Annotated in this window: 23 protein-coding genes, 2 rRNA genes and 2 other annotated features; all 25 genes read right to left on the reverse strand. The window is 36.1% G+C overall.

Going from position 1 to position 24014, the window contains the following annotated elements; translation table 11 throughout:
• Positions 1 to 81 precede the first annotated feature (81 nt).
• Positions 82 to 3618 carry a DNA-directed RNA polymerase subunit beta gene (gene rpoB / locus IEV35_RS17025; protein WP_188385875.1) on the reverse strand — a complete coding sequence of 1179 codons (3537 nt, stop codon included), beginning with the start codon at positions 3616 to 3618 and terminating at the stop codon, positions 82 to 84.
• A 395-nt stretch (positions 3619 to 4013) separates the two neighbouring features.
• Positions 4014 to 4616, reverse strand: a complete 603-nt coding sequence (locus tag IEV35_RS17030) for a class I SAM-dependent methyltransferase (protein ID WP_188385854.1) — start codon at positions 4614 to 4616, stop codon at positions 4014 to 4016.
• A gap of 104 nt (positions 4617 to 4720) precedes the next feature.
• The gene (gene rplL, locus IEV35_RS17035; protein ID WP_188385855.1) at positions 4721 to 5083 is read right to left on the reverse strand and encodes a 50S ribosomal protein L7/L12; all 363 of its coding nucleotides are present in this window, start codon (positions 5081 to 5083) and stop codon (positions 4721 to 4723) included.
• A 66-nt stretch (positions 5084 to 5149) separates the two neighbouring features.
• Positions 5150 to 5650, reverse strand: a complete 501-nt coding sequence (gene rplJ / locus IEV35_RS17040) for a 50S ribosomal protein L10 (RefSeq protein WP_188385856.1) — start codon at positions 5648 to 5650, stop codon at positions 5150 to 5152.
• Positions 5651 to 5693: 43 nt separating this feature from the next.
• Positions 5694 to 5823 (reverse strand) — a sequence feature (ribosomal protein L10 leader region).
• A 48-nt stretch (positions 5824 to 5871) separates the two neighbouring features.
• The gene (rplA, locus tag IEV35_RS17045) at positions 5872 to 6564 is read right to left on the reverse strand and encodes a 50S ribosomal protein L1 (RefSeq protein ID WP_188385857.1); all 693 of its coding nucleotides are present in this window, start codon (positions 6562 to 6564) and stop codon (positions 5872 to 5874) included.
• 183 nt (positions 6565 to 6747) lie between these two features.
• Positions 6748 to 7173 carry a 50S ribosomal protein L11 gene (gene rplK, locus IEV35_RS17050; RefSeq protein ID WP_042145365.1) on the reverse strand — a complete coding sequence of 142 codons (426 nt, stop codon included), beginning with the start codon at positions 7171 to 7173 and terminating at the stop codon, positions 6748 to 6750.
• Between the two features lie 182 nt (positions 7174 to 7355).
• Positions 7356 to 7889, reverse strand: a complete 534-nt coding sequence (nusG, locus tag IEV35_RS17055) for a transcription termination/antitermination protein NusG (RefSeq protein WP_188385858.1) — start codon at positions 7887 to 7889, stop codon at positions 7356 to 7358.
• A 147-nt stretch (positions 7890 to 8036) separates the two neighbouring features.
• The gene (gene secE, locus IEV35_RS17060; RefSeq protein ID WP_188385859.1) at positions 8037 to 8210 is read right to left on the reverse strand and encodes a preprotein translocase subunit SecE; all 174 of its coding nucleotides are present in this window, start codon (positions 8208 to 8210) and stop codon (positions 8037 to 8039) included.
• Between the two features lie 60 nt (positions 8211 to 8270).
• A complete protein-coding gene (rpmG, locus tag IEV35_RS17065; protein WP_188385876.1) occupies positions 8271 to 8420 on the reverse strand; it encodes a 50S ribosomal protein L33 in 150 nt (49 codons plus the stop codon).
• 70 nt (positions 8421 to 8490) lie between these two features.
• Positions 8491 to 9141 carry an RNA polymerase sporulation sigma factor SigH gene (gene sigH / locus IEV35_RS17070; RefSeq protein WP_188385860.1) on the reverse strand — a complete coding sequence of 217 codons (651 nt, stop codon included), beginning with the start codon at positions 9139 to 9141 and terminating at the stop codon, positions 8491 to 8493.
• A 125-nt stretch (positions 9142 to 9266) separates the two neighbouring features.
• Positions 9267 to 9776: an NYN domain-containing protein gene (locus tag IEV35_RS17075; protein ID WP_188385861.1), complete on the reverse strand. Its 510-nt coding sequence runs from the start codon at positions 9774 to 9776 to the stop codon at positions 9267 to 9269.
• A 2-nt stretch (positions 9777 to 9778) separates the two neighbouring features.
• Entirely contained in the window at positions 9779 to 10522 is a 744-nt protein-coding gene (rlmB, locus tag IEV35_RS17080) for a 23S rRNA (guanosine(2251)-2'-O)-methyltransferase RlmB (protein WP_188385862.1), read from the reverse strand.
• Positions 10523 to 10921 carry a Mini-ribonuclease 3 gene (locus IEV35_RS17085; RefSeq protein WP_308419802.1) on the reverse strand — a complete coding sequence of 133 codons (399 nt, stop codon included), beginning with the start codon at positions 10919 to 10921 and terminating at the stop codon, positions 10523 to 10525.
• A gap of 5 nt (positions 10922 to 10926) precedes the next feature.
• Positions 10927 to 12327, reverse strand: a complete 1401-nt coding sequence (cysS, locus tag IEV35_RS17090; RefSeq protein ID WP_188385863.1) for a cysteine--tRNA ligase — start codon at positions 12325 to 12327, stop codon at positions 10927 to 10929.
• 2 nt (positions 12328 to 12329) lie between these two features.
• The gene (cysE, locus tag IEV35_RS17095) at positions 12330 to 12977 is read right to left on the reverse strand and encodes a serine O-acetyltransferase (protein ID WP_188385864.1); all 648 of its coding nucleotides are present in this window, start codon (positions 12975 to 12977) and stop codon (positions 12330 to 12332) included.
• A gap of 65 nt (positions 12978 to 13042) precedes the next feature.
• Positions 13043 to 13262: a binding site (T-box leader), on the reverse strand.
• 158 nt (positions 13263 to 13420) lie between these two features.
• The gene (gene gltX / locus IEV35_RS17100) at positions 13421 to 14890 is read right to left on the reverse strand and encodes a glutamate--tRNA ligase (RefSeq protein WP_188385865.1); all 1470 of its coding nucleotides are present in this window, start codon (positions 14888 to 14890) and stop codon (positions 13421 to 13423) included.
• Positions 14891 to 15017: 127 nt separating this feature from the next.
• Positions 15018 to 16112 (reverse strand): PIN/TRAM domain-containing protein, encoded by a 1095-nt coding sequence (locus IEV35_RS17105; RefSeq protein WP_188385866.1) that lies wholly within the window; start codon positions 16110 to 16112, stop codon positions 15018 to 15020.
• Positions 16113 to 16370: 258 nt separating this feature from the next.
• Positions 16371 to 17744, reverse strand: coding sequence for a DNA repair protein RadA (radA, locus tag IEV35_RS17110; RefSeq protein ID WP_188385867.1), 1374 nt, complete (start codon positions 17742 to 17744; stop codon positions 16371 to 16373).
• A gap of 236 nt (positions 17745 to 17980) precedes the next feature.
• A complete protein-coding gene (gene clpC / locus IEV35_RS17115; protein ID WP_188385868.1) occupies positions 17981 to 20407 on the reverse strand; it encodes an ATP-dependent protease ATP-binding subunit ClpC in 2427 nt (808 codons plus the stop codon).
• Between the two features lie 17 nt (positions 20408 to 20424).
• Positions 20425 to 21489, reverse strand: a complete 1065-nt coding sequence (mcsB, locus tag IEV35_RS17120) for a protein-arginine kinase McsB (protein ID WP_188385869.1) — start codon at positions 21487 to 21489, stop codon at positions 20425 to 20427.
• The gene (gene mcsA, locus IEV35_RS17125; protein WP_188385870.1) at positions 21486 to 22025 is read right to left on the reverse strand and encodes a protein-arginine kinase activator protein McsA; all 540 of its coding nucleotides are present in this window, start codon (positions 22023 to 22025) and stop codon (positions 21486 to 21488) included. Before mcsA ends, mcsB begins: the two co-directional genes overlap by 4 nt.
• A gap of 34 nt (positions 22026 to 22059) precedes the next feature.
• Complete coding sequence (locus tag IEV35_RS17130; protein ID WP_188385871.1) at positions 22060 to 22521, reverse strand: CtsR family transcriptional regulator; 462 nt, start codon at positions 22519 to 22521, stop codon at positions 22060 to 22062.
• A 257-nt stretch (positions 22522 to 22778) separates the two neighbouring features.
• Entirely contained in the window at positions 22779 to 23474 is a 696-nt protein-coding gene (locus tag IEV35_RS17135) for an MgtC/SapB family protein (protein ID WP_188385872.1), read from the reverse strand.
• Between the two features lie 204 nt (positions 23475 to 23678).
• Positions 23679 to 23794 (reverse strand): 5S ribosomal RNA (gene rrf / locus IEV35_RS17140).
• 132 nt (positions 23795 to 23926) lie between these two features.
• Positions 23927 to 24014 (reverse strand): 23S ribosomal RNA (locus IEV35_RS17145); the annotation flags it as partial.

Below are 24014 nucleotides of genomic sequence, written 5' to 3' on the forward strand. Positions count from 1 at the left end.
TTTAATGTCCGTTTTCCATTGGATTACTTGCTTTTTATTATAAGATATGGGGGAAAGACAAAAGTCAATTCCCCTCGTTAATTAATTTTCTTCAACTTCTAAATTCAATTTGCTTGCCGATTGTGTTTCGTCATCTTCTAAATCACGCATTTCTATTTCTGACTCGTCACCAGCAAGGATTTTTACATCTAATCCTAAACTTTGTAATTCTTTAATTAATACCTTAAACGACTCAGGAACTCCCGGCTCAGGTACATTATCACCTTTCACAATAGCTTCATATGTTTTCACACGACCAACAACATCGTCTGACTTAACAGTTAGAATCTCTTGAAGTGTATAAGCTGCACCATACGCTTCTAAGGCCCATACCTCCATCTCCCCAAAACGCTGACCACCAAACTGCGCTTTACCACCAAGTGGCTGTTGAGTAACTAGAGAGTACGGTCCAGTTGAACGTGCATGTAATTTATCATCAACCATGTGTGCTAGTTTGATCATATACATTACACCAACCGAAACACGATTATCAAACGGATTACCAGTTCTTCCGTCATAAAGTACAGTTTTCGCATCTCTTGGCATACCTGCCTCTTCTAAAGTATCCCAAACATCCTGTTCTGTTGCTCCATCAAATACTGGAGAAGCAACATGGATACCCAATTGTCGAGCAGCCATACCTAGATGCAATTCAAACACCTGTCCGATATTCATACGTGACGGAACCCCAAGTGGGTTAAGCATAATATCTACTGGTGTGCCATCAGGTAAGAAAGGCATATCCTCTTCCGGTAATATACGAGAGATAACCCCTTTGTTACCATGGCGTCCTGCCATTTTATCTCCTTCGTGAATTTTACGTTTTTGAACAATATATACACGTACTAATTCATTAACGCCAGGCGGTAATTCATCGCCATCTTCACGATTAAATATCTTAACATCCAACACGATACCACCAGCTCCGTGTGGTACACGCAAGGAAGTATCGCGAACTTCACGAGCTTTTTCACCGAAAATCGCATGCAAAAGTCGTTCTTCCGCAGAAAGTTCAGTTACCCCTTTTGGTGTTACTTTACCAACTAAAATATCACCATCAGTTACTTCGGCTCCGATACGGATAATACCTTGTTCGTTAAGGTTCTTCAGTGCATCTTCCCCAACGTTTGGAATATCTCTCGTAATTTCTTCTGGTCCTAGCTTTGTATCACGAGCTTCTGATTCATACTCTTCAATATGAATAGATGTATATACATCATCTTTAACTAGGCGCTCGCTCATGATAATCGCATCTTCATAGTTGTAACCTTCCCAAGTCATGAACGCAACTAACACGTTTTGACCTAGCGCAAGCTCTCCTAACTCCATAGACGGACCATCAGCAAGCACTTCACCTTTTGTTACACGATCGCCTTCTTTTACAATAGGACGTTGGTTTATACAAGTTCCTTGGTTTGAACGAATAAACTTCTGAACCTTATAACGATCAACGTCACCAGTAACTTCATTACCGTCCACGTCAGATACACGGCGAACTAAAATTTCTTTCGCTTCTACACGCTCTACAATACCATCATGTTTACAGATTACAGCTGCACCAGAATCTTTACCTGATACATACTCCATACCTGTACCTACAAGTGGTGCTTGTGGTCTTAATAACGGAACTGCTTGACGTTGCATGTTCGCTCCCATTAGAGCACGGTTGGAGTCATCGTTTTCTAAGAACGGAATACATGCTGTCGCAGCTGAAACAACCTGTTTCGGCGAAACGTCCATGTAATCGATTTTTTCCCGCGGAACTACTGTGTTTTCACCACGGAAACGAGCGATAACTTCATCATCTACGAATGTTCCATCATCATTTAATCGCGCATTCGCCTGTGCAACTACATAATTATCTTCTTCATCAGCAGTCAAGTAATCAATTTGATTCGTAACTTTACCAGTATTCGGATCAACACGACGGTAAGGTGTTTCAATAAAACCAAACTTATTTACTTTCGCATAAGAAGAAAGTGAGTTAATAAGCCCGATATTTGGCCCCTCTGGAGTTTCAATCGGACACATACGACCATAGTGTGAATAGTGAACATCTCGTACTTCAAATCCGGCACGTTCACGTGTTAAACCTCCAGGCCCAAGCGCCGATAGACGACGTTTGTGTGTTAATTCAGCTAATGGATTAGTTTGGTCCATAAACTGTGATAACTGAGAACTACCAAAGAATTCTTTAATCGATGCAATTACAGGACGAATGTTTATCAATTGTTGCGGAGTAACACTTGATGTATCTTGAATTGACATACGTTCACGAACAACACGTTCCATACGGGATAACCCAATACGGAATTGGTTTTGTAATAATTCACCCACAGAACGCAGTCTACGATTCCCTAAATGATCAATATCATCTGTATCTCCAACTTTATGAAGTAAGTTAAAGAAATAACTAATGGATGCTAGAATATCAGCAGGAGTAATATGTTTTACACTCGTGTCAATATTCGCATTACCAATAATATTTAATACTCTTTCTCCACTCGGATCTGTTGGATCAATTATTTTAACAGATTGAATACGAATAGGATCTTCCAACACTCCTTCATGAGGCTCGATGATTTTTTCTCCTACAACAAAATCATTCTGTTCAATGTAAGGTATAATTTTATCCAACAATCTGCGCTCCAGCCTTGCACCAGCTTCCGCTAATACTTCACCAGTATCCCCATCAACAATAGGTTCAGCAAGTACTTGGTTAAATAGACGATTCTTTAAATGAAGCTTCTTATTAATTTTGTATCGTCCTACATGAGCAAGATCATAACGTTTCGGATCGAAGAAACGCGAGATTAATAAACTTTTAGCATTTTCTACAGTAGGTGGTTCACCTGGACGTAAGCGCTCGTAAATTTCAAGTAATGCTTTTTCAGTTGTTTCAGTATTGTCTTTTTCTAACGTGTTAATTAAGTATTCATTTTCACCAATTAGATCAATAATCTCTTGATCCGTCCCAAAACCTAACGCTCGTAATAAAACGGTAATTGGCAATTTACGAGTACGATCAATACGGACATAAGCTACATCTTTAGCATCAGTTTCAAACTCTAACCAAGCACCTCGGTTAGGGATTACTGTTGCAGCAATGCCTCTTTTTCCGTTTTTATCAATTTTTTCATTAAAATAGACACTTGGAGAACGCACTAGCTGTGAAACGATAACACGTTCAGCTCCATTAATAATGAACGTACCAGTATCTGTCATGAGAGGGAAGTCTCCCATAAAGACTTCTTGCTCTTTCACTTCGCCTGTTTCGTTATTAATCAAACGAACTTTCACTCGAAGTGGAGCATTATAAGTAACGTCTCTTTCTTTTGATTCATCTACTGGATACTTAGGTTCGCCTAAGCTATAATCTACAAACTCTAGAGATAGATTACCTGTAAAATCCTCAATTGGAGAAATGTCTCTAAACATTTCTCTCAAACCTTCTTCCATAAACCATTGATATGAAGCGGTTTGGATTTCGATTAGATTCGGCAATTCTAATACTTCGCTGATACGCGCATAACTTCTACGCTTACGGTGCCGTCCATACTGAACTAGTTGACCTGTCAACTGCTTCACCTCTCAAATCATGCATATTTTATTTGTAGGCATTGCCTACAGTGAAAAATATATTGTTAGAAAACAATTAATTTAATTGTTTTCAAAACTGACAAATATAGATCTAGGGTTATGTACAAGTTTCAAATAGAGTTTCTATTACTTGTTTGAAATAATTACTTGCCATCCCTTATAAATTGGGGTATGATTTTAAAATAGAAAAGTGAAAAAATAGCATATTTTTTCATTGAAAATCGAAAAATAGATAGAACACTCACAAACTCGATTCTATCATTGTTTCCGAAATGTAACGAATTATACACTTTTCCACGCTTCGCAAAAATTCCTCTTGACAAAATAACCCCATATTAGCATTTTATTATATTATCACAACTCAACTATTGAAGTCAACCTTTTATTGAGCGTAATATATAGTATCCTTTGCTCCTTGTGATAATCTCACAGTTTCCAAACAAACTTTCCAATTTATCAACAGCTGATGGAGCACCTTGTTTCTTTTGTATAACAACCCACAACTCTCCACCATCTCTTAAACTCAACTGACTACTTTCAAAGATACCATGTACCACTTTCTTCCCTGCACGAATCGGGGGATTCGTTAAAACAGCAGCGAACTCTCGACCTTTGAGACCATCAAACTGATCACTCAGAACAAACTCCACATTAGAAATATTGTTTTGTTTTGCGTTGGTTTCAGCTAGCGCTAAAGCACGTTGGTTAACATCTGACATAACAATTATGCGTTCGTTCATTAAATCAGCAAGACTAATCCCAATAGGCCCATAGCCACACCCCATGTCTAATACATCTCCCGGAATTTCAGGTGGGGTAAATGTTTCGATTAGTAATCTCGACCCAAAATCAACTTCATTTTTAGAAAACACGCCGACATCACTAGTAAATATGTAGTTTTTTCCTCTTAATCTGTAATTCCAATGTTTGGGTGAACTTTTTGATTGGGGTTTTTGTGAAAAGTAATGCTCAGTCATTTGGGCACCTACTTTGTTTAGTATGTAATATATAGAAGATTCATGAGTATGTACATGTAGAGCTCGCCGAATAATTACGACGAGCTCTTCATTTTTATTATAAATTATTTAACTGCAACAGTTGCGCCTGCTTCTTCAAGCTTAGCTTTAACTTCTTCAGCTTCGTCTTTAGAAACGCCTTCTTTAACTGCTTTAGGTGCGTTATCTACTAAATCTTTAGCGTCTTTTAGACCAAGACCAGTGATTTCGCGAACTGCTTTAACAACTTTGATTTTAGATGCTCCTGCACTTTCAAGTACAACATCAAATTCAGTTTGTTCTTCAGCAGCTCCACCAGCAGCAGCTCCAGCAACAGCAACAGGTGCTGCAGCAGTTACTCCGAATTCTTCTTCAATAGCTTTAACTAGATCATTTAAATCTAGAACGGACATTTCTTTAATAGCGTCGATAATTTGCTCTTTAGTCATTATTGTTCCTCCTAATTTTTTTATAATTATATTATCGTAAGACCAGGTTGTTGATTAACAATCAACTTATGCGCCTTGTTCTTCTTTCTGTTCTGCAACTGCTTTTGTAGCAAGTGCAAAATTGCGGATTGGTGCTTGTAGTACGCTGAGAAGCATAGAAAGCATACCTTCGTAATTCGGTAGGTCTGCAAGTTCCTTGATTTGCTCAAGAGAAACCATTTTACCTTCTAATACACCAGCTTTAATTTCTAATGCATCATGCTCTTTAGCGAAGTTAGCAATAACTTTTGCAGGAGCAATTACATCATCCTTACTAAAAGCGATTGCTGTAGGTCCAACTAAAGATTCATTTAACTCACTTAAGTTAGCATCATCAGCAGCACGACGGGACATTGTGTTTTTGTAAACTTTAAACTCAACACCAGCATCACGTAATTGTTTACGAAGCTCAGTTACCTCAGCAACGTTTAGACCACGGTAATCAACTAAAATAGTTGATTGGCTATCGCGGAATTTATCTGCGATTTCTTGTACTAGTTGTTTCTTTTTTTCCATTACTTTTGACATTGTTCCACCTCCCGTTAGTTTATCCATTATACCGTTCGGGTTCTATTTACTAAAAAGAGCCTTCATGTAGACATGAAGGCTCGTAAAAAACAAATTCACACTTGTTTCAAACACCTCGGCAGGATATTAAGCGAATACGCACCTACTGTCTACGGTACAACGTATTTATTTAATCAACAAAAAGAATTATACCGAAGTTAATCAGATAAGTCAATTACCAATTAACGGTAGTCTGAAACATCAACTTTGATTCCAGGACCCATTGTAGAAGTGATCGCCACATTCTTCATGTAAGTACCTTTAGCTGCTTGTGGTTTAACTTTAACAATAGTTTCAACAAGCGCTTTAAAGTTCTCAACAAGTTTCTCGTTATCGAAAGAAATTTTGCCAATTGGCACATGGATGTTAGATTGCTTATCAACACGATATTCAACCTTACCAGCTTTAATTTCTTTCACAGCTTTTTCTACATCAAATGTAACTGTACCCGTTTTAGGGTTTGGCATTAAACCTTTAGGTCCTAATACACGACCAAGTTTACCAACTTCAGCCATCATGTCTGGAGTAGCAACGATAACATCAAATTCGAACCAACCTTGGTTGATCTTATTGATTAAATCTTGATCTCCAACATAATCTGCTCCAGCCGCTTCTGCTTCTTTTAGTTTTTCACCTTTAGCAAACACTAGAACACGTTGAGTTTTTCCAGTTCCGTTTGGCAATACCATCGCACCACGGATTTGTTGATCTGCTTTCTTAGGATCTACTCCTAGACGGAAAGCAACTTCAACAGTTTCATCAAATTTTGCTTTTGCTGTTTCTTTTAACAAGCTAACAGCTTCATTTATATCATAAGACTTAGAACGATCAATTAGCTTTGCAGCTTCTTGATATCTTTTTCCTCTTTTAGCCATTATTTATTTCCTCCTCTAATGTGGTAATAACGGTAGTACCTCCCACTTATAAAAGCTCAAAACTAGAGCTTTTATAAAGCTTACGATACAATCTACTACTTCAGTAAATTGTTTTCATGAAAAAGGTTGCGCGAAACGGAAGACCATCACCGCAACCATCAATTCATAAACATGTAATGAGTATTAGTCTTCGATAACAATACCCATACTACGTGCAGTTCCTTCAACCATACGCATAGCCGCTTCTACATCAGCAGCATTTAGGTCAGGCATTTTAGTTTCTGCAATTTCTCTTACTTTATCACGTTTCAAAGTCGCAACTTTGTTTTTATTAGGCTCTCCAGATCCTGAGTCTAAACCAGCTGCTTTTTTAAGTAATACAGCTGCAGGTGGAGTTTTCGTAATAAATGTGAATGAACGGTCTTCGAATACAGTGATTTCAACCGGAATAATTAAACCAGCTTGATCCTGTGTTCGTGCGTTGAATTCCTTACAGAATCCCATAATATTTACACCAGCTTGACCAAGCGCAGGTCCCACCGGTGGAGCTGGATTAGCTTTACCAGCTGGAATTTGCAATTTCACTAATTTGATAACTTTTTTAGCCACGAGACACACCTCCTTAAAGTCCGTGATGTGGTAATTGGGGATTTTCCCCTCCCACTCAGGTTTCATTACTCCTGTTTATATCAGGGCATGAATAACAAAAGAAGTTTAGCACGAATCGAAAAAAAATGCAAGTATGTGAATATGTCTTTTTTCGATTTTCCCACTAACCTTATTAATAACTACTATAACTTTTCTACTTGAGTAAAGTCTAGTTCTACTGGAGTTTCTCTTCCAAACATATTGACATGTACTTTTACTTTTTGTTTATCTGTATCAATATGTTCAATGGTGCCAGTAAAGTTCGCAAAAGGACCTTCTGCTACTCGAACATTTTCTTTTAATTCGAAGTCAACTTGTAGAACAGGTTCAGCCATACCCATTCGTTTCAGGATAGCCTCTGCTTCACCTGGCATTAGGGGTGTAGGTTTTGTTCCCCCACCACTCGAACCAATAAATCCAGTTACCCCGGGAGTATTTCTCACTACATACCAAGAATCGTCCGTCATAATCATCTCTGCTAGTACATAACCAGGGAATACTTTTTTCTTAAGTACTTTCTTTTTACCATTTTTTATTTCTGTTTCTTCCTCTTCTGGAACGATTACACGGAAAATCTTGTCTTCCATTCCCATTGTTTCAACTCGTTTTTCCAAGTTGTTTTTAACTTTGTTTTCATATCCTGAATACGTATGAATTACATACCAATTTTTCTCCATTACATAGGACAAATAGACTTGCCCTTCCCTCCCTTTATAGGCGAAATTTAAAGAAACCTCAAAAAAATCATATTAAAAAAACCCGTGTTGCTCGGGTTTTTAAAATTTTCGTTATTCATTTCTCATTATAGCATAATAATAGGAAATTTATTCAAAAAATAAGTTTAACACTTCAGAAATCCCTAGATCAACTACGCCAAAGAAAACTGCCATAAAGATCACAGTAGAGATAACTACTACTGTATAGCTTGTAAGCTCTTTTCCTTTTGGCCAACTTACCTTTTTCATTTCTCTAGATACATTTTTTAAAAAGTTAAACATACAGTACCCCCCCAAACTAAGGCCTTGAAGATGCGTCGTCTTTTGTTCTCTTAAACAAATTTATTTAGTTTCGCGATGCAATGTATGTTGCCCACAATTCTTGCAATACTTACGCACTTCCATGCGGTTAGATTGTGTGGATACATTCTTACTAGTTGAATAATTCCTGCTAGAACAAATTGCACACGATAAAATTATCTTTTTATTCACTAATTCCACCCCGTATTCCGGGTATTTTTCTCTTTTAAATGTAGCATGGTTGTCCATTTGTGTCAATGCACTACATGCTGACTTCACTTGTTTCCATCAACTGTTCTAATTTCCGCTTAACTCGCTGTAGGGCATTGTCTATTGACTTTACATGTCTATTTAATTCAACGGATATCTCTTGATAAGTTTTTCCTTCCAGGTATAGGTGTAAAACTTCTTTTTCAAACTCACTTAATAATTCAGACAGTTTAAGTTCCATATCCCCGAACTTTTCTTGATTAATAAGCAACTCTTGGGGATCTATCTCAGAAGAACCCGCGATAACATCTAACAATGTTCTATCTGACTCTTCATCATATATAGGCTTGTCCAACGATACATAAGAATTTAACGGAATGTGCTTTTGCCTAGTTGCCGTTTTAATTGCCGTAATTATCTGCCTAGTAATACATAATTCAGCAAAAGCTTTGAAAGAGGTTTGCTTGTCCTCATTATAATCGCGAATTGCTTTATATAAGCCTATCATTCCTTCTTGAATTATATCTTCTTTGTCTGCACCTATTAAGAAATAGGTTCTAGCTTTGGCTCGAACAAAATTTTTATATTTATGTATTAAATAATCTAATGCCTGATTATCTCCATGATGGATCAACTCTAATATTTCATCATCATCAAGCGTTTGTAGTTTATTATTTTCGCCAATTAATTGCTTGATGTTCATTCGGAAGCCTCCTTGACCAATAGACAATTATTACAAACATTATACAGTAAGCGTTTAAATAACTCAATAAATTTAATTTTCTAACAAATTTTATAGTTACTACTAAAAAAAGAGAGAAGTAAGTTTTACATCTTCCCTCTCCTCCATTTTTCAAACGTCGCTAAAATCTCATCATTTAACGGTATTTTTGATTTTGGCTTATTTTGTTGATGTTTTGTTACATCGTTAGTAATTTCACGTTCAAGGTTTTCTAATTCTATGGAAAGCTCTCTTGCAGACTTCCTTAATGCTCCTTGTCCAAAGGTAACACGTTGCTCTGTGTAATCAGAGGTTGCAACATACACTTGTGTTTTTACATTCTTCAGTTTCTTAACTAATCTTTCAATACACTCATCGGCTGTTTCTTTTTCTTTTGTATAAATAATCTCTACTTTAAACTGCTTTAATTTACTCTCAATTCCACGTACATAATATGCATCAAACACTATGATAACTCTGCTTCCAGAATAAGCTTGGTACTCTGCCATTAATTCAATTAAGCGATCACGAGCTTGACTTAAATCCTTCTTCTTTAACTGCTTTAATTCCTCCCAGTCGCCAATAATATTATAGCCATCTACTATTAGTACAACCATGACTACTCACCGACTGGATACCTTTTCCTATAAACCTCATACAGTAATAAGCTGCAAGCTACAGAAGCATTAAGGGAAGAAACTTGTCCCTTCATTGGCAAACTTACTGTCCAATCACACTTCTCACGAACAAGTCTACTCATACCTTTCCCCTCATTACCAATAACAACAGCAATAGGAATTGCCCCATCGAGTCTTCTAAAATCTTCTGTTGCCTCTGCTTCTGTCCCAACTACCCAAACATTATTCTTTTTAAGTTCGTCAATTGTATTTGCTATATTGGTAACTCGTACAACAGGAATATGTTCCAGAGCTCCTGCAGCTGTCTTTGCTACAGTTGCTGTTAATCCAACCGATCGCCTTTTCGGAATAATAACTCCATGCGCACCCGTTGCATCAGCTGTACGTAATATGGACCCTAAATTATGCGGATCCTCTAATTCATCAAGTATGATAAAAAACGGTTCTTCATTTCTTGCATTTGCTCTTGAAAACAAATCATCTAAAGATGCATATTGATAAGATGCAACATATGCAACAACACCTTGATGATTTCCGTTAGTAATTTGTTCTAATTTACTTTTAGGCACTTTCTGAACTATTGTACCTGCAGATTTACTAAGCTGAAATATTTTACTTTGTGCATTAGAGTTTAATTGATCAGAGATGAGTACTTTATTTACTGACCTTCCTGATTTTAAAGCTTCTAATACGGGATTTTTACCAATGATTAATTCTTGATCCATTTAACCTTTCCTCCCCTCTAAAAACTGTATTGCTAAGTTTATTAACTCTTCTAATCGAACATTATTACTCGATAAATAGTGGAAACCAATAAGCGCTTCAAAAGCCGTTGAATAGCGATAGGTTTGTACACTTGTATTTCTAGGGACAGAACCCGATTTCGCATTCCGTCCCCTAGAAACAATACTTTTTTCTTCATCATCTAAAATATCTCGCTCTAACCAATCTAGTAATACACTACTTTGTGCTTTTGCGGAAACAAATGTAATCGCTTCTTGGTGAAGTTGATTCGGTTTAACTGTTCCCTTCTTTAAAAGATGCTCTCTTACATATACTTCATAGATAGCATCACCCATATAGGCTAAGGCTAGACTTTTCATTTGTTTTATGTCTTTTTCCAAACAAATTAGCCCCTTTTCCACCTTACTCCTTGTGCTGTATCTTCTAAGATAATATTCTTTTCCTTTAAAAGGTCCCGGATTTCATCTGCACGAGTAAAGTTACGAGATTTTCTCGCTTCATTTCTTTCTTCAATCAATGACTCTATTTCTTCATCTAGTAGTTCCTTTTCACTTTGTAAATTAACGCCTAAAATTTCTAGGAAGGACTTCATCGTTTCTTGGAAAAGTGCAATGATACTTTCCGATGTATGAGTACCATTTAAATAAACATTTGCTTCTTTTGTTAAATCAAATAGCACAGAAATAGCATTTGCAGTATTAAAATCATCATCCATCTCTGCTTCAAAACGCTGCTTCAATATATTTATTTTTTCCGTCCAATGATGTTGATCTTTATCTAAGTTAGTGCTTGATGACTTACGATGCCCTAGATTTTGATATGCTGTTATTACACGATCCAAGCTGTTTTTTGCCGACTCTAATAGGTCTTCGGAGAAGTTAATTGGGTTACGATAATGTACACTAAGCATGAAGAACCTTATAACATTTGGGTCATGTTGTTCTAATAGCTCTCTTGTAAGTACAAAATTCCCTAGTGACTTCGACATTTTTTCATTGTTAATATTAATATACCCATTGTGCATCCAATAGTTAGCAAAGGTCTTTCCATTATTTGCTTCTGACTGCGCAATCTCATTTTCATGATGCGGAAATGTTAAATCCTGTCCCCCTGCATGAATGTCAATTGTTTCTCCTAGATACTTCTTGGCCATAGCAGAGCACTCAATATGCCAACCAGGACGTCCTTTTCCCCATGGAGAATCCCATGATATTTCTCCTTCCTTTGCCCCTTTCCATAAAGCAAAGTCTAATGGATCTTCTTTTTTCTCACCAATTTGAATTCTAGCTCCAGATCGTAATTCATCAATGGATTGATGCGAAAGCTTACCATAACCTTCAAATGCCCTTGGCTTAAAGTAAACGTCTCCTCCCGCTTCATAGGCATATCCCTTTTCAATCAAACTACCAATAAATGCAATAATCTCTTGCATCGTGTTTGTTACTCTAGGATTATGAGTTGCCTTTTTAACTCCTAACTTAGAAACATCTTCTAAGTATGCATCTATATACCGGTCGGAAACCGCAAAAACATCTTCCCCTAGTTCATTTGCCCGATTAATGATTTTGTCATCTACATCCGTAAAATTAAGAACATAATTAACATCATAACCTTTATATTCTAAATATCTTCTAACTGTATCAAAAACAACTGCTGGACGAGCGTTGCCAATATGAATATAGTTATAAACAGTTGGTCCACATACATACATACGGACTTTACCCTCTTCAATCGGTCTAAATTCTTCTTTTTCTCTAGTTAATGTATTATAAATTGAGACTACCATTATTATTTCCCTTCCTTCATCATCGCAATTTCTTCTTTTAATAGATCAATTTGCTTCTGTAAGGCAATACATTTATCTTCAATTGGGTCTGGTAATTTGTGATGTTCCAAATCACGACTTACCCTCTTTCCATCTTGAACAACAACTTTTCCTGGAATTCCAACAACGGTAGAATTATCGGGAACATCTTTTAATACAACTGAGCCAGCCCCAATCTTTGCATTTTCTCCTACTGTAATAGATCCTAGCACTTTTGCTCCTGATGCAATTAATGCATTATCTTTAACAGTGGGATGGCGCTTCCCCTTCTCTTTACCTGTCCCGCCTAAAGTTACCCCTTGAAAGACAGTAACATTATCTCCAATTTCACACGTTTCTCCAATAACAACCCCCATACCGTGGTCAATAAAGAAACGTCTACCAATTTTAGCTCCTGGATGAATTTCAATTCCAGTAAAAAATCGGCTTATTTGAGAAATCGTTCGTGCAATAAAGAATAACTTTCGTTTATAAAAGGCATGTGCAATTCGATGGGACCAAACTGCATGTAATCCAGAATAAGTTAAAAATACCTCAAAATAGGTTCTAGCTGCAGGATCTTGTTCAAAGACAACATCCATGTCTTCTTTCATTCGCTTAAAAAACCCCATTGTCCATCCCCCCTAAAGTTAAAAATCTTTCAAATAAAACAAAAGAAGCGTCCTTGTGTAAAATACACAGAGACGCTTCTAGCGCGGTTCCACTCTGTTTGAAGAGGTCCTTCCACTTCCAACTTGTACTCTTATAACGGTAGAGAACCGCTGTTATGTACTAACTAAATTTCCATAACAGACTCCAAGGGGCACTTCATAGTTAGTAATTAAAACCACTTCCAGCCATGGTGGTTCTCTCTGTGTAATTAGTTAACTATTACTTTCCCTTATCAACGTTCATGTATTGATTATTAATACTATATTACAGTTAGGGTGAAATGTGAATCAGTTCGCTCATTTTTTTCGGATAGACTTCCTCTTTGAAATCCGTAGTTCGAATACACTTAAAGTTATTTACTCACTAATGCACTGCTTTTACAAAAGAACAATAGAACTAAGTTTTATGCTCCTAATTCTTTTAATAGGTTGTCTAAGCGTTGGACGATTGTTTCTTTTCCAAGTAGTTCAATCGCTAATGGTAATTCCGGGCCATGTGTCTGACCTGATGTAGCTACACGAATTGGCATGAATAATTTTTTACCACGGTGACCTGTTTCTTTTTGTGTAGCTTTAATTTGATCTTTAATAGTGTCTTTATTAAACTCATCTAGATGGATTAATTTGTCTGTAAACACTTGTAATACTTCAGGAACTTGTTCTTCCGCGAGTACTGCCTTAGCAGCTTCGTCTAGTTCTACTTCTTTTGTAAAGAACATTTTAGTTAACTCAACGATTTCTTCTCCATAGCGCAACTGCTCATGGTATAGTCCAATAACTTTTTCTGCCCATTCGCTTGTTGTTGCATCCATATTTTCCGGAAGTTTTCCAGCTTCAATTAGATGTGGTAACGCAAGTTCTATTACTTTTTCTAATTCTGCCGCTTTTATATATTCACCATTCATCCATTTCAATTTATTTACATCAAAAATTGCTGGCGAAGTCGATAATCTTTCTGGATCAAAGATTTCAATTAGTTTATCCTTTGTAAAGATCTCTTCTTCCCCAACTGGAGACCAACCAAGAAGGGTAATAAAGTTAAATAATGCTTCAGGTAGGAATCCAAGATTTTTATATTGCTCGATAAACTGAATGATATGAGAGTCACGTTTACTTAACTTCTTACGGTCTTCATTTAAGATTAATGTCATGTGTCCAAATGCTGGTGGTTCCCAACCAAATGCATCATAAACCATTAATTGTTTCGGAGTATTTGAAATGTGTTCCTCTCCACGTAACACATGAGATATTCCCATTAAATGATCATCAATAGCTACTGCAAAATTATATGTCGGAACTCCATTTTTCTTCACAATTACCCAATCACCAAAATCACTCGATTCAAAATTAATATCCCCACGAACAATATCACTAAATGTATAGGTTACTTGTTCAGGAACACGGAAACGAATACTTGGTTTACGCCCTTCCGCTTCAAATGCTGCAATTTGTTCTGGTGTTAAATCACGATGCTTTCCTGCATATTTTGGTGGTAGTCCATTTGCAATTTGTTCTTCTCTTTCAGCTTCTAATTCTTCTTCTGTCATATAGCATTTATATGCTAGTCCTTTTTCTAAAAGCTGATCAACATGTTTATTATAAATATCTAGACGTTCCATCTGGCGGTATGGTCCGTAGTTTCCTCCTATATCTGCTCCTTCGTCCCACTCAATACCTAACCATTTTAAGTAGGTTAGTTGACTTTCTTCTCCGCCTTCAACATTACGCTTATCATCAGTGTCTTCGATTCGGATGATGAATTTTCCATCAAAATGTTTCGCATACAAATAATTAAATAATGCTGTCCGAGCATTACCAATATGTAAATGTCCTGTTGGACTTGGTGCATAGCGCACACGAACTTCTTTAGTCATGTTTTGCCTCTTCCTTTTTAGTTGATTTTCTATCGATTAATATTACCCTTATTATTATAACAAAAAGTGATAACATTATCTGTTATCACTTCATTTAAGTTAATGTCCAATATAAGTTATACCTTTTTTACAGTGCTTTTTCAAGTAATTTTGGTTTCGCGAAGATCATGCGGCCAGCAGAAGTTTGTAGAACACTAGTTATGAGTACTTCAATCGTTTTTCCAATATAATTTCTGCCTTCTTCCACAACAATCATTGTTCCATCATCAAGATATGCAATCCCTTGATTTTGTTCTTTTCCGTCTTTAATAACTTGAACCATTAGTTCTTCACCTGGTAACACTACTGGTTTCACCGCATTAGCCAGATCATTAATATTCAATACATGAACACCTTGTAAATCACATACTTTATTTAAATTAAAATCATTAGTAACAACTATGCCATCTATTACTTTAGCGAGTTTAATTAACTTACTATCAACTTCATGAATTTCTTCAAAGTCACCTTCATAGATTTCTACTTTAATAGGTAATTCTTTTTGAATTCTGTTTAATACGTCCAATCCTCTTCTGCCTCTGTTACGTTTTAAAACATCTGATGAGTCAGCAATATGTTGTAATTCTCCTAGTACAAACTGAGGAATAATAATCGTCCCCTCTAGAAAGCTAGTTTGACAAATATCCGCAATCCGTCCATCAATAATAACACTAGTGTCTAGTATTTTAGGACGTGGTTCACTTGATTCTACACTGTCTTGATCATTTGTACTTTTTTTCTTTTCTTTACGGTTAAGGCTTAGTAGATTTAATAACTCATCTCGTCTACGAAATCCAACTTGGAAACCGAAATACCCGAGCAGAATTGTTACAAATAGAGGAATCACCTTAGAAACAAATTCTATATTAGTAATTTCTTGTATCGGTAAATTAATTAAAAATGCAATTACTAACCCAATAATTAATCCAAGGCTTCCAAATATTAAATCACCAATTGGTATTTTGACTAGTCCTTCTTCTATCCATCTTAAAAAATCAACAATATAATCAGCTAGCCAAAATGAAATAACAAAAAATATAATTGCACCTATTGCAACACCCAAATATGGTGATTCGACCCAAGATACATTAAAATCTAATAGCCTAATAATGTAAGGGATATATAAATACCCAATGGTACCCCCTGAAATAATAAAAAACAAATGTACAATCTTTTTCAGCACCACTGTCACCTCCTAATCATTATTATTGCCTATTAACTTGAAAAAATAACCATTAATTTTTCAGACAGAGATTCACTTAGAATCATTTTATTATGAAGAGTAAATTTTACATTTTAACCTGTATCCCTATTGAATGTTACTTCACAATCATAGCACAGGATTAGCAAACAATCAAATTGTCAAAAACTTAAATTTTATCACACACATATATACAAGTCAATCAAAATTCGACAAATTTCTTGTGTTCTTGTAAATCTACTATCTCGGTACACCAATATTTAGTGCCTCTTGAATTGATTTTACTCCAATCACTTGGATACCTTTTGGATAAGTCCAACCATCCAAATTATTTTCAGGACAAATTACTCGTTTAAACCCTAACTTAGCCGCTTCTTGTACACGCTGTTCAATACGGGATACACGTCTTATTTCACCCGTCAATCCAACTTCTCCAATAAAAATGTCATCTGGTCTCGTAGGAATATCTCTAAAACTCGAAGCAATACTAATTGCTGTTGCTAAATCAATAGCAGGCTCGTCTAGCTTTACTCCTCCAGCAACTTTAATATATGCGTCTTGATTTTGTAACATTAAGCCGACCCTTTTTTCTAACACAGCCATTAATAGCGATACACGATTATGATCAATACCGGTAGCCATCCTTCTAGGGTTTCCAAAGCTCGATGGAGAAATTAATGCTTGAATCTCCACAAGAACAGGTCTTGTCCCTTCCATTGATGCAACAACTGTTGATCCTGCCGAACCTTCCGAACGTTCTTCTAAAAATATCTCGGATGGATTTAAGACTTCCCTTAACCCTTCTTCTTTCATTTCAAAAATTCCCATCTCGTTGGTGCTACCGAACCTATTCTTAACTCCACGTAAGATTCGATACGTATGATGTCTCTCACCTTCAAAGTAAAGAACAGTATCAACCATATGTTCAAGAAGTCTTGGACCTGCAATTGCTCCTTCTTTTGTAACATGGCCAACAATAAATATAGGAATCCCACTAGTTTTAGCAATTCGCATTAATTCACTTGTACACTCCCTAACTTGTGAAACACTTCCAGGTGCACTAGTTACTTCTTCACGATAGATAGTTTGAATTGAATCAATAATAACTAGTGAAGGTTTTAATTGCTCGATATGATGAGTGATACTAAGTAAATTTGTTTCTGATAATACATATAGCAAATCAGAACTTACACCTAAACGATCCGCACGAAGCTTTGTCTGTTTTGGTGATTCCTCACCCGATATATACAATACTGGTAAATTCTTTTCCGCAAGTTGTGAAGATACCTGTAATAGTAATGTGGACTTCCCTATTCCGGGATCGCCTCCAATTAAAACTAGTGATCCAGGAACAACTCCTCCACCAAGTACACGGTTTAATTCTTTAAGATTAGTGGTAATGCGTGGTTCTTTTTGTGAAGCGATAGAAGTAATTTTCTCTGGTTTACTTCCTGCTGTCGTTACTCCACTGAATGTATGCCTTGACTGTTTTCCTGTAATTGATGTTTCTTCAACAAAGCTATTCCAATTATTACAACCGGGACATTTCCCCATCCATTTTGCAGACTCATAGCCACATTCCTGGCAAACAAATTTCGTCTTTATTTTCGCCACAAATACTCAGTCCCTTCCTAGTAGAAAAAGTATATCTGCTTTTACTACTACCTCTATTATATACGTATTATTTCCTCTTATGGTTACAAGAATCTATCATTTTAGTGATAAATACCTAAAGTCTGCCACATATTTTGTATCGCATTTATTATTGAATTATAGCAATCTTGTTGGCTATTGAAAAAAACTAGAAGGAGAATTTCCCTCTAGTTTTTCCTGATAATAAGATGAATTTACTAAGGCAAAATAATAAATTCCCCTTTATTATTGAGCCCAATTTTCACTTTTTGACCAAATGTTACAGTACCTTTTAATAGTTCTTCAGATAATAAATCTTCAATATTCTTTTGAATGGAACGGCGTAATGGCCTTGCTCCATACTCTGGATCAAATCCTTCATTAGCAATCTTTTCAATTGCCTTATCTGTTAAACTAAAGTCGATTTCTTGTTCAATTAATCGTTTCTGAACATCTTTTATCATTAATGTTACAATAGATTTCATATGTTTCTTCTCTAAGGAATGGAACACAATAGTTTCATCAATACGATTTAAGAATTCTGGTCGGAATGCTTTTTTCAATTCATCCATTACTTTTGTTTTCATATTAGAATAGTCTTTGGATTCATCATCGAGATTAAACCCTACATACTTATTCCGTTTTAATTCACTAGCACCAACATTAGAAGTCATAATGACAACCGTATTACGGAAATCTACCACGCGTCCCTTAGAATCTGTTAGTCGTCCATCTTCTAATACTTGTAATAATATATTAAATACTTCAGGATGGGCCTTTTCAATTTCATCTAGTAAAACAACAGAATATGGTTTTCTTCGTACTTTCTCTGTTAATTGCCCACCTTCTTCATAACCTACATATCCTGGAGGGGATCCTACAAGTCTAGAAGTCGAATGTTTCTCCATGTATTCAGACATATCTATTCGAATCATTGCATCTTCATCAGCAAACATTGCCTCTGCTAATGCTCTTGCTAATTCTGTTTTACCTACTCCTGTTGGGCCTAAGAAGATAAAAGAACCAATTGGTCGCTTTGGATCTTTAAGACCAGCTCTAGCTCTTCTGATTGCTTTTGCGATTGCTTTAACTGCCTCTTCTTGCCCAATAATTCGATCATGAAGTACCTCTTCTAAATTAAGTAAACGTTCACTCTCATCTTTGGTTAGTTTAGAAACTGGAACACCAGTCCAGACAGATACAATACTTGCGATATCTTCAACTGTAACTTGAGAATCTTCTTGACCTTGCTTTTCTTTCCACTCATTCTTTGTTGTTTCTAATTCTTCACGTAGACGTTGTTCAGAATCTCTTAATGAAGCTGCCTTTTCAAACTCTTGACTCTGTACTGCAGCATCCTTTTCTTTTCTCACTTCTTCTAATTTAAGTTCTAAGTCTTTTAAATTTGGTGGTATCGTATAAGATCGTAACCTTACTTTTGATCCAGCTTCATCAATAAGATCAATAGCTTTATCTGGAAGGAAACGGTCTGTTATATAGCGATCGGATAACTTTGCAGCTGCTTCAATAGCTTCATCTGTAATTGTAACGCGATGATGAGCTTCGTAACGATCACGAAGTCCTTTTAAAATTTGAATTGTTTCGTCTAGAGTCGGTTCATCCACTTGAATAGGCTGGAATCTTCTCTCTAAAGCAGCATCTTTTTCAATATACTTACGATATTCTTCTAACGTCGTTGCCCCGATACATTGTAATTCTCCACGTGCTAAAGATGGTTTTAAGATGTTAGATGCATCAATCGCACCTTCTGCTCCACCAGCACCTATTAGAGTGTGTAACTCATCGATAAAGAGAATAATGTTACCTGCTTGCCGAATTTCTTCCATAACCTTTTTCAAACGATCCTCAAATTCCCCACGATATTTCGTACCTGCTACTACAGTACCCATATCTAACGTCATCACTCGTTTATCACGTAAAGTCTCTGGAACTTCATTATCAATTATTTGTTGTGCTAATCCTTCTGCAACAGCAGTTTTTCCAACTCCTGGTTCTCCAATTAATACTGGATTATTCTTCGTGCGACGGCTAAGTACTTGAATAACTCGTTCAATTTCTTTACTTCTACCTATAACTGGATCAATATTACCTTCCTTGGCACTAACTGTTAAGTCACGTGCTAATGAATCTAGTGTAGGAGTATTTGCACTTGAAGCTTGCCCACGTCCTTGTCTCCCGGCTTGTGACTCATTACTTCCTAATAACTGAAGTACCTGCTGTCGTGCTTTATTTAAACTTACACCTAGATTATTTAAAACACGCGCTGCCACTCCTTCTCCTTCACGAATTAAACCAAGGAGAATATGTTCCGTACCAACATAAGAATGTCCTAGTTTTCTTGCTTCATCTTGTGAAAGTTCAACAACCTTTTTAGCTCTCGGTGTATAGTGAATCGTTTGCATTGGTTGTTTACCAGTTCCAATTAACTTTTCTACTTCTTCTTGAATTTTAGCAACCTCAAGCCCCAAAGACTCCAAAGCCTTTGCTGCTATTCCTTCCCCTTCTCGCACTAATCCTAGCAAAATATGTTCAGTACCAATATTATTATGACCTAGTCTGACAGCTTCTTCTTGTGAAAGTGCTAAGACCTTTTGTGCTCTTTCAGTAAAACGTCCAAACATCATATATGATTTCCTCCTACCTATTCCTCAATTTGTAATCGTTCACGAATTAAAGATGCTCTAAGTATATCTCTTTCTTTTGCAGTTAATGTTTTTTTAGCATAATGCTGCAAGAAACCAGGTTGTGTTAAAACCATTAGTTCATTAAGTATATTACGTGAAACGTTTTTAATGATTCCTAAATCAATACCAAGACGTACATTGGACAAACATCTTGCTGCTTCTTTTGATTCAATGATTCTACTATACTGTAAAACTCCATACGAACGGAAAATGCGATTTTCTAGTTCAATTCCAGACTGTTCCAATATTCTCGTTCTAGCTTTTCGTTCATGCTCTATTAATTGCTGTACAACACTTTCTAAATCCTCAATAATATGCTCTTCTGCTTTTCCTAATGTAATTTGATTAGAGATTTGAAAGATATTCCCTAATGCCTCACTACCCTCTCCATAGATTCCTCGAACTACTAATCCAAGTTGATTAATAGCCGGCATCATACGATTGATTTGTTTCGTCATGGCAAGGGCCGGAAGATGCATCATAACAGAGGCACGCATACCGGTACCTACATTCGTTGGACAACTAGTTAAAAAACCCCTTGATTCGTCAAAAGCATAATTTACTTTCTCTTCTATCCAATCATCAAATTCTAACGCCCGATTCAATGTCTTTGTTAATTGTAATCCTGGGAAGTAGACTTGAATACGAATATGATCTTCTTCATTAATCATGACAGAAACTTGCTCGTTCTCAGAGATTAAGGCGGCCGCCGCTCCTTCGCGCTTTGCTAAAAACGGGCTGATTAAATGTTTTTCAACTAATACGCTTTTTTCAATTGCTGTTAAATCACGAATAGAGATAAATTCAAAGTTGGTATATTCACCAAAAGATTGGTGTTCATATTCCTCTTTAAAAAAGGTTCGTATATCCTCTAAATCTTTTTGTTCTGCTAATATAGGAAATGGCATATCCGCAAAATTTCGCGCTAAACGAATACGACTACTTAGAACAATATCATGGTCTGGCCCTTCTTCTCGCATCCATGGACTTATTGCTTCATTCATGAAACGTTCAAGTGTCACTTGCTATCACCTGCTTCTGTAATCTTATTTTCCAGATCCTTTATTTTGTCCCGTACTACAGCAGCTTGTTCAAATTCTTCATTAATAATTAAATCTTGTAATTGGGACTTATAGGTAGCTATTTGTTTTTTTAGATGTAAGCTGCCACCTTTTCGTTTTGGAATTTTTCCACGGTGTTCTGTATTACCACTATGAACACGACGAAAAATAGGATTAAGACTTGATGAAAAAGCATGATAACACTCACCACAACCAAATTTTCCAATTTGTTTAAACTGCGTTAAAGTAAGTCCACACTTTGTACATTCTAACTCTTTTTCCTTTTTTAAAGGATTGTTAGGTGAACCGACATGGTTAGAATCAAAGTTAAATAAACCAGTTAACAAGTTATGAAGCGAATAACCTTCTTCAGGATACGTCATATAACCTTTTTCTTTCGCACAAACTTCGCAAATTTGAATCTCTGTTTTATGGCCGTTAATCACTTGTGTATAGTGTAAAGATGCAGGCCTTTGATGACATTCTTGACACTCCATTCCTTTTCCCCCTTCAACGTAAAATAAAACCAACCTATAAGAACTTCAAAGTTGTTAGCATAGAGGTTAAGATTCGGGCTCTTATTTCATCCCTTAATGGTAATTTGAATGCTAATGTATCTCTTCCAATTGCGTTAGCCATTAATTTTGCTTCTCTTTCGGTAATAATTTTCTCTTCTAAGAGCCGTTCTAGTACATCCAAAGCGGCCTGTTGGGTAACCGTTGGATTGATTAGCCGAATAACTTCATCTATGAGTTCTGATTTATCTTGATGCTTCACGCGAATAATTCGAATATATCCGCCTCCACCACGCTTACTTTCAACAATATAACCTTTTTCAACAGTAAAACGGGTATTAATAACATAATTAATCTGTGAAGGAACGCACTGAAACTGATCTGCTATTTCACTGCGCTTTATTTCAATTACATCTTGCCCTTTCGCTTTTAATACTCTTTTTAAATATTGTTCAATAACATCTGAAATATTGCTCATTTTGATCCCCCCTGGTTTTCAAGAGTAATCTTTCTGCTTAGTTGACTTTGACTATCTTTGACTATACTATTATTATACTTTAATTTTTATCAGATGCAACTACTTCTATTCTAGACAATTTAATTAAAAACAAAACAATGTATCTAGATTTTATTCTTAATATCATATATATATAATAAATCCAATAATGTAATGAGGTAATTTGGGTCAAAAAAATCCTGCACATACATCTTGTACAGGATTCTTTGAAGTCTGAATTACCTTTCTGAAACACTCTTTACAGCATCAATACTAGACAAATTATCAAAAAGTTCAATTCGATTTAAGTTTTCATTACGTTCAACCTTAATAAATATACTTCTTAAGTTATTCTCAACTTTTATTACTTCTACCTTTCTTATCTTAAGATCCCTTTTTTCAAATATGGATATTACTTTATTAATTGGTAGATTTGGATAGGAAACAATTTCAACTACTAAAGAACTCTTACCCCTTGTAAACAGTTTCTCAAAGTTATTTAGAAAAACTAAGCTTAACAAAATAATAAGAGTTGTAAATACGGCAACAGCATACATTCCTGCACCTACTACAAGACCAAGACCAGCTACTGCCCAAATTGATGCAGCTGTAGTTAAGCCTCTAATTGTTCCTCCAAATACCATAATTGTTCCCGCTCCTAAAAATCCAATTCCACTTATGACATAAGAAGGTATTCGAGCTGGATCAAAACGAACGTTATCAAATTTATCAATATATGCTTCAAAACCAAAGAGTGACAAAGACATCATTAAACAGGAGCCAACACCTACTAAGATATGTGTACGAAATCCTGCAGAGTGATTTTTCAATTCCCTCTCAAAACCAATCAAACCAGATAATAATAAAGCAATTAGAACACGGCTTAAAATCACAAGAAAGTTTTCATCGATTAAATTCTCTAAGATTGCATTCATCTGATTACCCCTTCTTTTACTTATATTATCAACTTTGTATATGTAATTGTAAATATGAAGATTGAATTATATTTACATTAGGAATCAAATTGTATGCATCTTCAGACTTTTGTATACCAATACTATGTTTTTTTTAGCTAGTGATCGTGAAAAAGAAGATAATAAAAAAACCAAGAATTGACTATGTCAATCCTTGGTTTTTTTGCCTGGCAACGTCCTACTCTTGCAAGGGCAATGCCCTAACTACCATCGGCGCTGAGAAGCTTAACTTCTGTGTTCGGTATGGGAACAGGTGTGACCTTCTCGCCATCATCACCAGACATGCATACAGGATGTATGTAGTTCTGTGTTGTACACAGGACGTGGACGGTTTTAACAGAACATCCTTGAACGCTTTTAGGGTTTATACCCTGAAAACTAAATAAGAGTAAACAAACGACAATCAAATTAAGTTAGTTAAGTCCTCGATCTATTAGTATCCGTCAGCTCCACGTGTCACCACGCTTCCACCTCGGACCTATCAACCTCATAGTCTCTAAG

This window comes from Ornithinibacillus halotolerans, assembly GCF_014637405.1.
Lineage (GTDB): Bacteria > Bacillota > Bacilli > Bacillales > Amphibacillaceae > Ornithinibacillus > Ornithinibacillus halotolerans.

What these genes read in the sequence shown, in the direction of transcription:
- IEV35_RS17130 (WP_188385871.1), bottom strand. Translation starts at nt 22,521, where the DNA reads ATGAGCAATATTTCAGATGTTATTGAACAATATTTAAAAAGAGTATTA.
- rplL (WP_188385855.1), bottom strand. Translation starts at nt 5,083, where the DNA reads ATGACTAAAGAGCAAATTATCGACGCTATTAAAGAAATGTCCGTTCTA.
- IEV35_RS17135 (WP_188385872.1), bottom strand. Translation starts at nt 23,474, where the DNA reads ATGAATGCAATCTTAGAGAATTTAATCGATGAAAACTTTCTTGTGATT.
- mcsA (WP_188385870.1), bottom strand. Translation starts at nt 22,025, where the DNA reads ATGGAGTGTCAAGAATGTCATCAAAGGCCTGCATCTTTACACTATACA.
- rplJ (WP_188385856.1), bottom strand. Translation starts at nt 5,650, where the DNA reads ATGTCAAAAGTAATGGAAAAAAAGAAACAACTAGTACAAGAAATCGCA.
- rplA (WP_188385857.1), bottom strand. Translation starts at nt 6,564, where the DNA reads ATGGCTAAAAGAGGAAAAAGATATCAAGAAGCTGCAAAGCTAATTGAT.
- clpC (WP_188385868.1), bottom strand. Translation starts at nt 20,407, where the DNA reads ATGATGTTTGGACGTTTTACTGAAAGAGCACAAAAGGTCTTAGCACTT.
- rlmB (WP_188385862.1), bottom strand. Translation starts at nt 10,522, where the DNA reads ATGGATCAAGAATTAATCATTGGTAAAAATCCCGTATTAGAAGCTTTA.
- gltX (WP_188385865.1), bottom strand. Translation starts at nt 14,890, where the DNA reads ATGACTAAAGAAGTTCGTGTGCGCTATGCACCAAGTCCAACAGGACAT.
- secE (WP_188385859.1), bottom strand. Translation starts at nt 8,210, where the DNA reads ATGTTTAACTTTTTAAAAAATGTATCTAGAGAAATGAAAAAGGTAAGT.
- sigH (WP_188385860.1), bottom strand. Translation starts at nt 9,141, where the DNA reads ATGAACATCAAGCAATTAATTGGCGAAAATAATAAACTACAAACGCTT.
- cysE (WP_188385864.1), bottom strand. Translation starts at nt 12,977, where the DNA reads ATGGGGTTTTTTAAGCGAATGAAAGAAGACATGGATGTTGTCTTTGAA.
- IEV35_RS17030 (WP_188385854.1), bottom strand. Translation starts at nt 4,616, where the DNA reads ATGACTGAGCATTACTTTTCACAAAAACCCCAATCAAAAAGTTCACCC.
- nusG (WP_188385858.1), bottom strand. Translation starts at nt 7,889, where the DNA reads ATGGAGAAAAATTGGTATGTAATTCATACGTATTCAGGATATGAAAAC.
- IEV35_RS17075 (WP_188385861.1), bottom strand. Translation starts at nt 9,776, where the DNA reads ATGGTTGTACTAATAGTAGATGGCTATAATATTATTGGCGACTGGGAG.
- cysS (WP_188385863.1), bottom strand. Translation starts at nt 12,327, where the DNA reads ATGGTAGTCTCAATTTATAATACATTAACTAGAGAAAAAGAAGAATTT.